Origin of the sequence: Polynucleobacter sp. AP-Nino-20-G2, from assembly GCF_018688235.1 — a bacterium.
Taxonomy (GTDB): Bacteria; Pseudomonadota; Gammaproteobacteria; order Burkholderiales; family Burkholderiaceae; genus Polynucleobacter.
In genome coordinates this window covers 771,092-785,374 of record NZ_CP061313.1, presented here as the reverse complement: position 1 = coordinate 785,374, position 14,283 = coordinate 771,092, and the positions used below count along the sequence as shown (strand labels likewise).

Annotated in this window: 15 protein-coding genes and 1 tRNA gene; all 16 read right to left on the bottom strand. The window is 47.7% G+C overall.

What is annotated here, in order from left to right:
• Nucleotide 1: 1 nt before the first annotated feature.
• Nucleotides 2-310 (bottom strand): NADH-quinone oxidoreductase subunit NuoK, encoded by a 309-nt coding sequence (nuoK, locus tag FD960_RS04140; RefSeq protein ID WP_062308407.1) that lies wholly within the window; start codon nucleotides 308-310, stop codon nucleotides 2-4.
• Nucleotides 307-954 (bottom strand): NADH-quinone oxidoreductase subunit J, encoded by a 648-nt coding sequence (locus tag FD960_RS04135; protein ID WP_215300159.1) that lies wholly within the window; start codon nucleotides 952-954, stop codon nucleotides 307-309. Before FD960_RS04135 ends, nuoK begins: the two co-directional genes overlap by 4 nt.
• A 21-nt stretch (nucleotides 955-975) precedes the next feature.
• Nucleotides 976-1,467, bottom strand: coding sequence for an NADH-quinone oxidoreductase subunit NuoI (gene nuoI / locus FD960_RS04130; protein WP_215300157.1), 492 nt, complete (start codon nucleotides 1,465-1,467; stop codon nucleotides 976-978).
• 11 nt (nucleotides 1,468-1,478) lie between these two features.
• Complete coding sequence (nuoH, locus tag FD960_RS04125) at nucleotides 1,479-2,552, bottom strand: NADH-quinone oxidoreductase subunit NuoH (protein WP_215300155.1); 1,074 nt, start codon at nucleotides 2,550-2,552, stop codon at nucleotides 1,479-1,481.
• A gap of 8 nt (nucleotides 2,553-2,560) precedes the next feature.
• Nucleotides 2,561-4,879, bottom strand: a complete 2,319-nt coding sequence (gene nuoG, locus FD960_RS04120; RefSeq protein WP_215300153.1) for an NADH-quinone oxidoreductase subunit NuoG — start codon at nucleotides 4,877-4,879, stop codon at nucleotides 2,561-2,563.
• A gap of 31 nt (nucleotides 4,880-4,910) precedes the next feature.
• Complete coding sequence (gene nuoF, locus FD960_RS04115; RefSeq protein ID WP_215300151.1) at nucleotides 4,911-6,209, bottom strand: NADH-quinone oxidoreductase subunit NuoF; 1,299 nt, start codon at nucleotides 6,207-6,209, stop codon at nucleotides 4,911-4,913.
• Nucleotides 6,206-6,712: an NADH-quinone oxidoreductase subunit NuoE gene (gene nuoE / locus FD960_RS04110; RefSeq protein ID WP_215300149.1), complete on the bottom strand. Its 507-nt coding sequence runs from the start codon at nucleotides 6,710-6,712 to the stop codon at nucleotides 6,206-6,208. Before nuoE ends, nuoF begins: the two co-directional genes overlap by 4 nt.
• A gap of 23 nt (nucleotides 6,713-6,735) precedes the next feature.
• Nucleotides 6,736-7,989: an NADH-quinone oxidoreductase subunit D gene (locus FD960_RS04105; protein ID WP_215300147.1), complete on the bottom strand. Its 1,254-nt coding sequence runs from the start codon at nucleotides 7,987-7,989 to the stop codon at nucleotides 6,736-6,738.
• Nucleotides 7,990-7,992: 3 nt separating this feature from the next.
• Nucleotides 7,993-8,592: an NADH-quinone oxidoreductase subunit C gene (locus FD960_RS04100; protein ID WP_215300145.1), complete on the bottom strand. Its 600-nt coding sequence runs from the start codon at nucleotides 8,590-8,592 to the stop codon at nucleotides 7,993-7,995.
• A gap of 3 nt (nucleotides 8,593-8,595) precedes the next feature.
• Nucleotides 8,596-9,078, bottom strand: coding sequence for an NADH-quinone oxidoreductase subunit B family protein (locus tag FD960_RS04095; RefSeq protein ID WP_011902891.1), 483 nt, complete (start codon nucleotides 9,076-9,078; stop codon nucleotides 8,596-8,598).
• A 5-nt stretch (nucleotides 9,079-9,083) separates the two neighbouring features.
• Nucleotides 9,084-9,443, bottom strand: a complete 360-nt coding sequence (locus FD960_RS04090) for an NADH-quinone oxidoreductase subunit A (protein WP_012357790.1) — start codon at nucleotides 9,441-9,443, stop codon at nucleotides 9,084-9,086.
• A 108-nt stretch (nucleotides 9,444-9,551) separates the two neighbouring features.
• Nucleotides 9,552-9,636 (bottom strand) — tRNA-Leu (locus tag FD960_RS04085).
• Nucleotides 9,637-9,718: 82 nt separating this feature from the next.
• On the bottom strand, nucleotides 9,719-10,063 hold the full coding sequence (secG, locus tag FD960_RS04080; protein ID WP_215300143.1) for a preprotein translocase subunit SecG: 345 nt from the start codon (nucleotides 10,061-10,063) through the stop codon (nucleotides 9,719-9,721).
• Between the two features lie 22 nt (nucleotides 10,064-10,085).
• The gene (gene tpiA, locus FD960_RS04075; protein WP_215300141.1) at nucleotides 10,086-10,844 is read right to left on the bottom strand and encodes a triose-phosphate isomerase; all 759 of its coding nucleotides are present in this window, start codon (nucleotides 10,842-10,844) and stop codon (nucleotides 10,086-10,088) included.
• A gap of 22 nt (nucleotides 10,845-10,866) precedes the next feature.
• Nucleotides 10,867-11,865 carry an NAD(P)H-quinone oxidoreductase gene (locus FD960_RS04070; RefSeq protein WP_215300139.1) on the bottom strand — a complete coding sequence of 333 codons (999 nt, stop codon included), beginning with the start codon at nucleotides 11,863-11,865 and terminating at the stop codon, nucleotides 10,867-10,869.
• 25 nt (nucleotides 11,866-11,890) lie between these two features.
• Nucleotides 11,891-14,059 (bottom strand): polyribonucleotide nucleotidyltransferase, encoded by a 2,169-nt coding sequence (gene pnp / locus FD960_RS04065; RefSeq protein ID WP_215300137.1) that lies wholly within the window; start codon nucleotides 14,057-14,059, stop codon nucleotides 11,891-11,893.
• Nucleotides 14,060-14,283 lie beyond the last annotated feature (224 nt).

Below are 14,283 nucleotides of genomic sequence, written 5' to 3'. Positions count from 1 at the left end.
ACTAGCCTTTTAGGTGGTCAAGATCTTCGGCATTGATGGTGTCGACCTTACGGAAGAGCACTACCAAGATTGCCAAGCCGATTGCTGCCTCAGCAGCAGCCACAGTCAAAATAAAGAATACGAATACTTGACCAGCCATATCACCCAGATAGTGGGAGAAGGCTACAAAGTTCATGTTCACCGAGAGAAGCATTAATTCAATGGCCATCAATAGCACGATGACATTCTTACGGTTTAGGAAAATACCAATCACGCTGGTCGCAAACAAAATTGCGCCAAGCACTAAATAGTGAGCCAGAGTAATAGTCATTTCTTCTCTCCGCGAGCATCTTGCTTTGCGGCCATATCTGAACCCATCTTCACGATGCGCATACGATCCGCTGCATTGACATTCACTTGCTCATGAATATTCTGAGACTTGGAATCCTTACGGTTACGCAAAGTCAAGGCTACGGCAGCAATAATCGCCACCAACAAAATGACGCCAGCAACCTCAAAGGCGTAAACATAATCAACAAAGATCAACATGCCCAAAGCTTGGGTATTGTTTGCCATCATCTCTTCTGGCATTGGCTGAACTGGTGAACTTGTGCCAATAAAGCTACGAATCAATACGATGGACAACTCCAAAACAATCACGGCACCCATGAGGAATGCCACCGGCAGAAATTTCTTAAAGTCGCGACGAAGATGCTCTAAATCCAAATCCAGCATCATCACTACGAACAAGAAGAGCACCATAACGGCGCCAACATAAACCAGAATCAAGGCCAAACTTAAGAACTCAGCCTTCAGAAGCATCCACAGACCAGAGGCGCAGAAGAAAGCCAAAACCAAGAACAAAGCGGCATGGACTGGGTTGCGCGCGGTAATCACACGCAAACCGGAAATCACTAATAGGCCTGCAAAGGCATAAAAGAATGCGGCAAATAATGTAGAAGTATCGAATGTCATATGTCGTTTTGCTCTATTCGATTAACGGTAAGGCGCATCAGCTGCGCGGTTAGCGGCAATATCTTTTTCATACTTATCACCGACTGCCAAAAGCATTTCTTTAGTGAAATACAAATCACCGCGCTTATCGCCGAAATACTCAAAAATATTGGTTTCAACAATCGCGTCTACCGGGCAAGCCTCTTCGCAGAAACCACAGAAAATGCATTTAGTTAAATCAATGTCATAACGACTTGTACGGCGTGTGCCGTCATCACGCTCAGCGGTTTCAATTGTGATGGCATATGCCGGGCACACTGCCTCGCACAACTTACAACCAATACAACGCTCTTCCCCGTTCTCGTAGCGACGGAGTGCGTGTAAACCACGGAAACGCGGAGACAGAGGAGTCTTCTCTTCTGGATATTGAACGGTAATTTTTGGCTTGAAGAGATAACGACCGGTGATGGACATGCCAGTCAAAATATCTTTGAGCATTAAGCTATCGAGGAATTGGGAAATTTTCTTAAACATGATTGATCAACTTATTTCCAAATATTCCATGGGGATACCACCCACGCGCCAACGACAACCACCCAAAATACAGAGATGGGAATAAAAATCTTCCAGCCCAAACGCATGATCTGGTCATAGCGATAGCGTGGCAATGTGGCACGCAACCAAATGACGCAAGACAAGAGGAAGAATGTTTTAGCGAACAACCAGAAGAAGCCTGGGATATCGCGCAAGATTGGCAAGTCAACAATCGGCAACCAACCACCTAAGAACATGGTTGAAGCTAATGCAGCGATCAAGATCATATTGGCATATTCAGCCAAGAAGAACATCGCAAACGCCATACCGGAGTACTCAACCATATGACCAGCAACAATCTCGGACTCACCTTCAACCACGTCAAATGGGTGACGGTTGGTTTCAGCAACGCCAGAGATGAAGTAGATCAAGAACATTGGGAGCAATGGCAACCAGTTCCAGGACAGGAAGTTCAAGCCGATGCTAGCAAAGTAACCCTGCTCTTGCGAGGCAACGATGGTACTGAGGTTCAAAGAGCCTGATGTCAGTAACACGGTTACCAATGCAAAGCCCATCGCAATTTCATAAGAAATCATTTGCGCTGAAGCGCGCATAGCACCAAGGAATGGGTACTTAGAGTTAGAAGACCAACCTGCCAAGATCACGCCATAAACACCGATAGATGAAATAGCCATCACATATAGCAAGCCTGCATTGACATCGGCCAATACCATTTTGGCCTGGAAGGGAATTACAGCCCAGGCAGCGAAAGCTGGCATGATCACCATTACCGGAGCGATAACGTAAAGCACTTTGCTTGCTTGTGTTGGAGAAATAATCTCCTTCATCAACAACTTCAAGGCATCAGCAATTGGCTGTAGCAAGCCCAATGGGCCAACGCGATTTGGACCAAGCCGAATATGCATCCAGCCAATTAATTTTCTTTCCCAGAGGGTGAGATAAGCAACGGCGCCAAACATCGGCAATACGATGATGACGATGCGAACCAATGCCCATACTCCTGGCCAGAGAGAGCCAAAGATGGCCTCACCCTGGGTAGTAATGAGGTTCAAGAAATTATCCATCTCGTCCCTTATGCCTTGCTAACAGTTACAGGACCGAACATGGATCCCAATTTAGCGCTAGCTGCAGTGCCCGCAGAAATTCTGACGGCACCATTAGCTAAATTCGCTTCCAATGTTGCTGGTAAATCTAGCGACTGGCCACTCTGGGTCACTCGAACGGCATCACCCTCTTTCAATCCCAACTCAGTAAAGAGTTTTTGGCCAAGGCCAACTTGATTACCACGCTTTGCATCACGCGTTAATTGCAACGCAGACGAGCGACGCACGATTTGATCTCCACCATAGATGGTGACATCAGATAGACGCTCTAGGCCAGCTGTTCCAGTCGTTATCGCAGAGGCTGCGACAGTGGCTGTACCTTGATTATTTAGACGCTTGCAATAGTCTTCTGGCAACGCCTCACCCAAGACCTCTTCAGGCATATTGAATAAGAAGCCGTTTAGATTTAAGAGGCCGCCTAACACTCGCAACACTTTCCATGCTGGACGGCAATCGCCCAACAGCTTGACTGCAGGCTGAATAGTTTGAGTGCGACCTTCGGCATTCACAAAGCTAGAAACAGTTTCTGTATAAGTAGCGATCGGCAAAATAACATCAGCCACTTCCAACAAGTCGGCACTCTTGTAAGCGCTCAATGCGATTACTGTACTGGCCTTAGCCAAGGCGGCACGAGCCTGCTCTGGGTTCGGCAAATCAGCATCTGGCTCGATATTCATCAAGAGTACGGCACGACGATCACCAGAAAGAACAGACTCAACACCTGCGCCATTGGCATTTACCAAACTAGCACCAACAGCATTTCCACCGACTGGCAAGAAGCCTAAAGTAGCGCCTGTTTGAGCGGCAATAAATTGCGCTAAAGCATGCAAGCTAGATGCAGCCGGATGAGCCTGCGCCGCAGAACCCATGAATACTGCAGTTGTTGCGCCAGATAGCAAGCTATCGGCAATTGCTTGCGCTGCTGGAGAAATGCTTGATACAGAAACCCCTGCAGGCAACGATCCAGATTTTGCCTTGGCAACAGCACTTGCCACTTCTGCAAGCGCGCCAATCCAAGCACTCGGAGCAGATGAAATGCTTGCGGCAGTTGGAATGAGCCAATCGTCACCGCCAGCATCAATACGTGAAACTTGTAAGCCACGCTTACTAGCAGCGCGCAGACGCAAAGCAACTAATGGTTGATCTTTGCGTAAGAAGCTGCCGATTACCAGCGCACAATCCAATTCGCTTAATTTAGCAATGGGCATACCGAGCCATGGTGCAGAAGCCGCACCATTGATATCAGTCTGACGCAAACGAGTTTCAACCTGCTGAGAACCCAAACCACGAACAATCTTTTGCAATAAATACAATTCTTCAGTGCTTGAGATTGGGTGTGCCAAAGCACCGATTGCCTCTGGACCGCTTTCAGATGAAATGGTTTTGAGTGAACGAGCGACGTAATCCATAGCGGATTCCCAATCAGTTTCCAGCCACTGACCACCCTGCTTCACCATTGGCGTTGTAATGCGATCGGCGCTATTCAAGCCCTCATAGGCAAAGCGATCACGGTCACTAATCCAGCATTCGTTAATGGCTTCATTTTCTAATGCCACTACACGCATTACTTTATTGGCTTTAGTTTGGATCGTCGTATTTGCACCCAAGCTATCGTGCGGGCTAACCGAACGCTTGCGTCCCAATTCCCAAGTACGCGCTGCGTAGCGGAATGGCTTGCTCGTCAATGCGCCTACTGGGCACAAATCAATCATGTTTCCAGATAACTCTGAATCAATAGTCTGACCAGTAAAGGTGGTAATTTCTGAATGCTCGCCACGGTTCACCATACCCAATTCCATTACGCCAGCCACTTCTTGGCCAAAACGTACACAACGGGTGCAGTGAATGCAACGTGACATCTCTTGCATAGAGATGAGTGGACCTACATTCTTATGAAATACAACACGCTTCTCTTCTTCGTAGCGTGAGTTTGATTTACCGTAACCAACCGCTAAATCTTGTAACTGGCACTCACCACCCTGGTCGCATATTGGGCAATCTAAAGGATGGTTAATGAGGAGGAACTCCATCACAGAACGCTGAGCATCTACCGCCTTAGCGGAATGCGTAAACACTTTCATGCCTTGTGTTACTGGTGTTGCGCAAGCTGGCAATGGTTTTGGTGCTTTCTCTACTTCCACCAAACACATACGGCAGTTAGCGGCGATAGATAATTTCTTGTGATAGCAAAAGTGTGGAATATAAGTGCCGAGCTTGTTCGCGGCGTGCATCACCATCGAACCCTGCGGAACTTCTACTGCCTTACCATCTAATTCGATTTCAACCATGCTCACTTTAAGATGTCCCGTGCTCAATGTCTTATAAAGGTTTCGCAGAATCTAAGCAGCGCTTATGTTCTACGTGATACGCAAATTCATCCATGTAATGCTTCAACATGCCACGAACCGGCATAGCAGCTGCATCGCCCAAGGCACAAATCGTACGACCTTGAATATTGGCTGCTACATCATTCAATAAATCCAAATCTTCTGGACGGCCTTGGCCATGCTCAATTCGATGAACAATGCGCCACAACCAGCCGGTACCCTCACGACATGGGGTGCACTGACCGCATGACTCTTCGTGATAGAAATAAGACAAGCGTTCCAGCGCACGAACCATGCAGCGGGTTTCATTCATCACGATCACCGCGCCAGAACCCAACATGGATCCAGCTTTAGCAATACTGTCGTAATCCATTGTGAGATTCATCATCTCAGCACCAGGAATAACTGGCGAAGAAGATCCACCAGGAATAACAGCTTTTAATGCCTTGCCGTCACGCATACCGCCAGCAAGTTTTAATAATTCTGCAAATGGTGTGCCTAATGGGATCTCATAGTTGCCTGGATGAACCACGTCACCAGAGATGGAGAAAATCTTCGTTCCACCATTGTTCGGCTTGCCTAAATCCAAGTAAGCCTGACCACCGATAGCCATGATGAATGGCACAGCAGCAAATGTTTCAGTGTTATTGATCGTTGTTGGTTTGCCATACAAACCAAAGCTTGCTGGGAATGGCGGCTTAAAGCGAGGCTGACCCTTCTTACCCTCAAGCGACTCCAATAAAGCGGTTTCTTCACCACAGATATACGCACCCCAACCCGGGGCAGCATGCAGCTGGAAGTTGAAATCACTTCCCATGATCTTGTCACCAAGATATCCAGCGGCACGAGCCTCCTCAAGAGCCTCTTCAAAACGGGAATAGACTTCCCAAATTTCACCGTGAATATAGTTATAGCCCGTGGTGATGCCCATAGTGTAGGCGCCAATGATCATGCCCTCAATCAAGGCATGCGGGTTGTAACGCATGATGTCGCGGTCTTTAAATGTACCCGGCTCACCTTCGTCACTATTACAAACTAAATACTTTTGGCCTGGGAATTGGCGTGGCATAAAGCTCCACTTCAATCCTGTTGGGAAGCCCGCACCACCACGACCACGTAATGATGAAGCTTTTAACTCGGCAATGATGGCGTCTGGAGAAATCTTGTCATTGATGATGCGACGTAGCTGCTGGTATCCACCGCGACTCTCGTAATCTTTTAAACGCCAGTTATCGCCATTTAAACCAGCAAGAATTAAGGGCTTAATGTGTCTGTCGTGCAAGCTGGTCATGCTGCTTTCCCTTCTGCACGGAGCTCATTTAATAGAGCATCAATCTTTTCTTTGCTCATAAAGCTGCACATACGCTTATTGTTCACGAGCATCACAGGTGAATCACCACAAGCCCCCATGCACTCACCCTCCTTGAGAGTGAAAGTGCCACAAGGAGTGGTCTCGTTGTAACCAATACCTAAAGTTTCTTTTAAATAGGTCGCAGCAGTCTCACCATGCGTTAATTGGCAAGGTAAATTCGTACAAATCACCAACTTGTATTTACCAATCGGCTTGGTGTCATACATGTTATAGAAAGTAGCAACTTCATCGACGGCAATCGTTGGCATGCCAAGGATTTGCGCTACGGTCTCAATCACCTCTGGTGAAACCCAACCTACTTCGGTTTGCGCAGCAATGAGAGAGGCCATCACAGCAGACTGCTTTTGTTCTGGGGGATATTTCGCGACATTGCGCGCAATGTCTGCGAGCGTTTTGTCAGATAGTTGAAGCGTTGTTGTCATGAATTCATCCTTGGCGCGCTGCATTAGCGGTCAATCTCTCCGAACACGATATCTTGGGTACCAATAATAGTTACAGCGTCAGCCAACATGTGGCCGCGTGACATCTCATCCATTGCGGACAAGTGCACAAATCCTGGCGCACGAATCTTCATGCGGTATGGCTTATTAGCTCCGTCAGAAATCAGGTAAATACCAAACTCGCCTTTTGGATGCTCGACGGCTGAATATGCTTCACCATCAGGAACGTGAATACCCTCAGTAAAGAGTTTGAAGTGGTGAATCAACTCTTCCATATTGGTCTTCATATCCACACGCTTTGGTGGGGATACCTTATGGTTGTCGCTCATGACAGGACCGTCATTCGCCTTCAACCAAGCTACGCACTGCTTGATGATGCGATTGGATTGACGCATCTCTTCCATGCGAACTAAATAACGATCATAAGAATCGCCGTTGACGCCGACCGGAATATCAAAATCAAGTTTGTCGTAAGTTTCGTAAGGTTGCTTCTTGCGCAAATCCCACTCAATACCAGAACCGCGCAGCATAGGGCCTGTAAAGCCAAGCTGCAAAGCGCGCTCTGGAGAAACAACGCCGATACCCACTAAGCGCTGCTTCCAAATACGATTATCAGTTAATAGATTGCAGTACTCGTCCACATTGGCATCAAAGCCATTAGAGAACTGCTCAATAAAATCCAGCAAGGTACCGCTACGGTTTTCATTCAAACGCTTAATGGCGGAGGCGCTGCGAATCTTCGACTTAGAGTACTGCGCCATTTGTGTAGGCAAATCACGATAGACGCCGCCTGGACGATAGTAAGCAGCATGCATACGCGCACCAGAAACCGCTTCGTACATATCGAAAATATCTTCACGATCACGGAAGGCGTACAAGAATACCGCCATAGCGCCAACGTCGAGACCATGGCAACCAATCCACAACAAGTGATTGAGCAAACGAGTTAACTCGTCAAACATCACGCGAATATATTGCGCGCGCAATGGCACATCCACTTGCAGCAATTTCTCAATCGCCATTACGTAAGCATGCTCATTGGACATCATGGATACATAGTCCAAACGATCCATGTATGGAACGTTTTGAATCCACGTACGTGTCTCTGCTAATTTCTCGGTTGCACGGTGCAGTAAACCAATATGTGGGTCAGCGCGCTGAATAACCTCACCATCTAACTCAAGCACCAAACGTAATACGCCGTGTGCCGCAGGATGTTGAGGTCCAAAATTGAGGGTGTAGTTCTTAATTTGTGCCATGACTTAAACCGGGCCTCCGTACTGCTCTTCGCGGACAATACGCGGCGTAATTTCACGCGCTTCAATCGTGACGGGCTGATATACAACGCGCTTTAACTCTGGGTCATAACGCATCTCTACGTTGCCAGAGATTGGGAAATCTTTTCTGAATGGATGGCCAATGAAGCCATAGTCCGTCAGGATGCGGCGCAGATCTTCGTGACCCTCAAACAAGATGCCATAGAGGTCAAATGCTTCGCGTTCAAACCAGTTAGCCGCAGCCCAAACTGGCGTCAATGAGGCAACCACAGGATAAGAATCTTCTGGCGCAAATACGCGAACACGCAAACGCCAGTTGTGCGCAATAGACAAGAGATGACTCACAACGCCAAAACGCTGACCGCCCCACTGCCCTTCACGGAAGTCCTGATAATCCACACCACACAAATCAATCAACTGCTCAAAAGCCAATGATGGATCGTCACGCAATAGCATGGCGGATTCAAAATAAGTATCTGCATTAACAACAACAGTCACTTCACCTAAAGCAACCTCAATGGACTGAGCGCGCCTACCTAAAACTTTTTCTAAATTAGCCGCGAGCTGAACTAAACGATCTGACATTGCTTAGGCCTTCCGTGCAATCGTGCTGGTACGAGCGATCTTGGATTGCAGCTGAATAATTCCGTAGATCAACGCTTCCGCAGTTGGGGGACAGCCAGGCACATAAATATCTACTGGCACGATGCGGTCACAGCCGCGCACTACTGAATAGGAGTTATGGTAGTAACCACCGCCGTTAGCGCATGAACCCATAGAAATTACCCAACGTGGCTCTGGCATTTGGTCGTACACCTTACGCAGTGCCGGCGCCATCTTGTTGCACAAAGTGCCAGCAACAATCATGAGGTCTGATTGACGAGGAGATGGGCGGAAAACCACGCCAAAGCGATCCAAGTCATAACGAGAAGCGCCTGCGTGCATCATTTCCACAGCACAGCAAGCAAGACCAAAAGTCATTGGCCATAAAGAACCATTACGCGTCCAGTTAATCAACTGGTCAGCTGTAGTGGTAACAAATCCTTCTTTGAGAACGCCTTCTAATGCCATATCGATCACTCCCAGTCGAGAGCGCCCTTTTTCCAGATATATACAAAGCCCACGATGAATTCCAATAAGAAAATCACCATAGAGGCGTAGCCGAGCCAGCCAATATCACGTAGAGCAACACCCCAAGGAAATAGGAATGCGGTTTCTAAGTCAAATAAGATAAAGAGAATGGCAATTAAGTAGTAGCGCACATCGAACTTCATACGCGCATCTTCGAAAGCTTCAAAACCGCACTCATATGGAGAGAGTTTTTCAGCATCTGGCTTCGAAGGGGCCAAAATTTTGCCGAGGAACATGGGGACTAAACCAACCCCAATACCTACGAGGATAAAAAGCAGAACGGGAAAGTAATTAGCGAGATTCAAAATGGCCCTGAGTCGTTCGTCTGGTAAGTCCTAGAAGCTATAAATTATCAATTATTCCAGTACATAAAACCTTGATTTACAGCATAAACCACTACAAATTTTACAATTTGGTGCCGACGGCGAGACTCGAACTCGCACAGCCTAAGCCACTACCCCCTCAAGATAGCGTGTCTACCAATTTCACCACGTCGGCATCTTGTAAAACTTGTCAATTCTACTGCATTGCACCACTCAACTACCCCAAAATTAGCGGTAGGAATACTCTAAAACGCTTTTTACTTTGGAACAGCCGGCTTTGTTGGGTCCTGTGGTGTCGCTGGCGCAGCAGCTGGAGCAACCACCGGAGCAACAGTCCCTGACAGAACGCCTGGGCTGACTTCTTTCTTATTACCAATCCAGGTAATGCCTAGAGTGCAAATAAAGAAGACGGCTGCAAAAATAGCAGTTGCGTGAGACAGGAAATTGGCAGAACCACTAGCACCAAAAAGACTGCCAGACGAACCTGAGCCAAAAGCAGCCCCCATATCAGCACCCTTACCCTGCTGAAGCAATACCAACAGGATCACAGCCACAGCTGAAATTACCTGCAAAACGATCAATAAAGTCTTAAACCATTCCATGGCTTATCTCCAAATAAAAAATCTAGGCCTGACAAATGGCTAAAAAATCCTGGGGATTCAAAGAAGCACCCCCAATCAATCCACCATCAATATCCGGCATTGCAAACAGTTCAACGGCATTATCAGGCTTGACACTGCCGCCATACAAAATCCCCACATGGGAAGCTACATCTTCGTTAAATTCAGCCAGCTGAAGGCGAATAGCGCGATGCATATCTTGAGCAACATGGGCGCTAGCGACTTTACCTGTGCCAATAGCCCAAACAGGCTCGTACGCGATCAAGCAATCCGCCAAGCGGTCCTGCAAAACGGCGACCTGCCTTGAAATCTGAGCTCTGACTACCTCAACCTCACGACCAGAATTACGCTCATCAGCTGACTCGCCAACACAAATAACCGGAGTCATCCCGCTATCCAGAACCTGAAGCGCTTTTTCTGCAACCTGCTCATCCGCTTCTTGGTGATATTGGCGACGCTCAGAGTGACCCACGATAACGTAGGTGCAACCCAACTCTTTGAGCATAGAAGCAGCAACCTCGCCGGTATAAGCCCCAGCAGCAAAAGCTGATGCATCTTGCGCACCCAAAGTGAGAAAAGCCAAAGAACAATCTCGAATCAGTTCGCCGCACTGCGCCAAATAGGGCGCTGGAACACAGACAGCATATCTACGACCAGCAGGCATTCCCTGCTCCATGCCACGGCAAACGGTCTTCACCCAGTCCGCATTAAATGCAAGACTGCCGTTCATTTTCCAGTTGCCAATAACAGTGAGAGGACGCATAACTATTGAGATTGCCTAATGCTTAAACAGTTAAAACAATCTTGCCTACATGCTCAGAAGATTCCATCAAGCGATGGGCATCCGCAGCCTGGTCCAAAGAAAACGTCTTGTAAATCACCGGCTTTAATTTGCCAGTATCAAGCAATGGCCAGATATGCGCATGCAGCTGTTGCGTAATTTGCTTCTTAAATGACACGGGGCGTGGACGTAAAGTCGAGCCTGTAATAGTCAAGCGACGACGCAAAATTTGATTGGTACTAACTTCCGCTTTTGATCCGCCTTGGATAGCAATAATCACAATGCGACCATCATCAGCCAGGCAATCAATTTCTTTTTGAACATAAGCGCCTGTGACCATATCAAGAATGACATTAACACCCTTGCCATCAGTAGCCTTCTTCACCTCTTCCACAAAGTCTTGTGTCTTGTAGTTGATAGCCAAGTCAGCGCCCAATGCCATACAAGCAGCGCACTTCTCATCAGTGCCGGCAGTCACAAATACTTTGTGACCCAAAGCCTTAGCAATCAAAATGGCGGTAACGCCAATGCCACTTGAGCCGCCCTGCACCAACAAAGTTTCGCCTTCAGACAATTGACCGCGCATGAAGACATTGCTCCACACGGTGTAAAAAGTTTCAGGCAATGCAGCGGCTTCTTGATCAGTGAATCCCTTGGGGTAAGGCAAGCACTGGGCAATCGGCGCAGTACACAATTCCGCGTAACCACCACCCTGCACCAATGCACAAACCTTATCGCCAATCTTCAAGCCAAACATATTGTCAGCATGAGCTAAATCACCGCCCACGATTTCACCAGCAACTTCAAGACCGGGGATATCAGATGCACCAGCAGGAACGGGGTAATGGCCTTTACGCTGTAAAACGTCTGGGCGATTAATCCCAGCGGCAATTACCTTGATCAAAACTTCGCCCGTTCCAGCGACAGGAGCCACTGGATCAGGACGAGTGGCAACCACCAGCATTTCTGGGGCACCAAATTCTTTGATTTCCATTACGCGCATATGAACTCCCGCTCGCTCAATTGACTTAAGCAGTTTCGCCAGATGCAGGAGCCGCTTCAGCAGTCGCCTCAGCAGCACCGGCTAGAGGAGCAATCGTGCCGCCCTCATCCGCCATTGCAGCCTTAAGAGATAAACGCAAACGACCACGCTCATCAGCAGCTAACAATTTCACGCGAACTACCTGGCCTTCGGCCAAATAATCTTTCACTTCTTTGACACGCTCATTAGAGATTTCAGAGATATGTAAGAGTCCGTCTTTACCTGGAAGAATATTTACCAAAGCACCGAACTCGAGCAACTTCACAACTGGGCCTTCGTAGATCTTGCCTACTTCAGCTTCAGCAGTAATGCCTTCGATGCGCGCTTTTGCTTCAGCCATACCCTCAGCAGAAGTAGAAGCAATCGTTACAGTACCGTCATCTTTGATATCGATGCTGCAACCAGTTTCTTTGGTCAAGGCTTGAATAGTTGCGCCGCCCTTACCGATCACTTCACGAATCTTGTCTGGATGAATCTTGAAAGAAACCATGCGTGGAGCATGAGCAGATAACTCAGTGCGAACTGAACCCATCGCTTCTTGCATCTTGCTCAAAATGTGCAAGCGACCTTCTTTAGCTTGAGCCAAAGCAACTTGCATAATTTCTTTAGTAATACCTTGAACTTTGATATCCATCTGCAAAGCAGTAATACCGTTAGCGGTACCCGCCACCTTGAAGTCCATATCGCCCAAGTGATCTTCATCACCCAAGATATCGGTCAACACGGCGAAACGGTTGCCATCCAAAATCAAGCCCATTGCTACACCAGCAACGTGCGCTTTCACTGGAACACCAGCGTCCATCATTGCTAAACAGCCGCCGCAAACAGAAGCCATGGATGAAGAACCATTGGACTCGGTGATTTCTGAAACCACACGAATGCTGTATGCAAAATCTTCTGCACTTGGCAATACTGGAATCAAAGCGCGCTTAGCCAAACGGCCGTGGCCAATCTCACGACGCTTAGGGCTACCTACGCGACCTGTTTCGCCAGTAGCGAACGGAGGCATGTTGTAGTGGAACATGAAGCGATCACGGTACTCACCTTCGAGCGCGTCAATGATCTGCTCGTCACGCGCTGTACCTAAGGTAGCAACTACGAGAGCTTGTGTTTCACCACGAGTAAACAATGCTGAACCGTGTGTACGTGGCAATACTCCATTACGAATTTCAATTGGACGAACAGTGCGTGTATCGCGACCATCAATACGCGGCTCACCATTCAAAATCTGGCTACGCACAATCTTGGCTTCGATTTCAAACATGATGTCGCTCACAGCAACCGCATCAACATCACCCTCTTCAGCCAACTTAGCCAATACTTCTTTGGAGATCTCTTTGAGCTTGTCTGAACGCGCGCCTTTTTGACGAATCTGATATGCCTCACGCAGTGGGCCTTCAGCCAATGCAGTAACTTTGGCAATGAATGGCTCATCTTTAGGAGCGGCAGTCCAATCCCACTCCGGCTTACCAGCCTCAGCTACCAATTCATTGATTGCATTGATGGCAGTTTGCATTTGGTCATGGCCATATACAACCGCGCCCAACATCACTTCTTCAGATAATTGATTGGCCTCAGATTCAACCATCAATACCGCAGCTTGCGTACCAGCAACAATCAAATCCATCTCGCTAGTAGCTTGCTCAGTACGAGTTGGGTTCAACAAGTATTGACCGTTAGCGTAACCAACACGCGCCGCGCCAACTGGACCAGCAAATGGAATGCCTGAAACAGCCAATGCCGCAGAGGCAGCGATTAAAGCAGGAATATCAGAAGGAACATCTGGGTTGATAGACAACACATGAACCACTACCTGAACTTCGTTCAAGAAACCTTCTGGGAACAATGGACGCAATGGGCGATCGATCAAACGGGAGATCAATGTCTCACCTTCAGATGGACGGCCTTCGCGACGGAAGAAACCACCAGGAATTTTTCCTGCAGCGTAAGTTTTTTCTAAGTAATCAACTGTCAATGGAAAAAATGATTGGCCAGGCTTTGCTGATTTAGAAGCAACTACTGTACCCATTACTACTGTGTCATCGACGTTGACGATGACGGCACCACCAGCTTGACGAGCGATCTCGCCTGTTTCCATAGTTACCTGATGATTGCCCCATTGAAACGTTTTTACTGCTTTTTTAAACATAGTCATTCTGATCTTCTCCAAATTGTTCACGTAAAACCCACATGGGTTGCACGCTTGTCGTGGGATAAAGCAGTGTCACGACAACACTGGAGCGTTTGAAGATCACAAGGGATGCCATTCCAGGGAGGCACTGGATTCATCAACCCAGAAACTCATTGGAATGACACGATCCCCTACTCAAATAATCTTGAAGCGCTCAAAAAACATGCCATCTACTTAAGACTGATTCT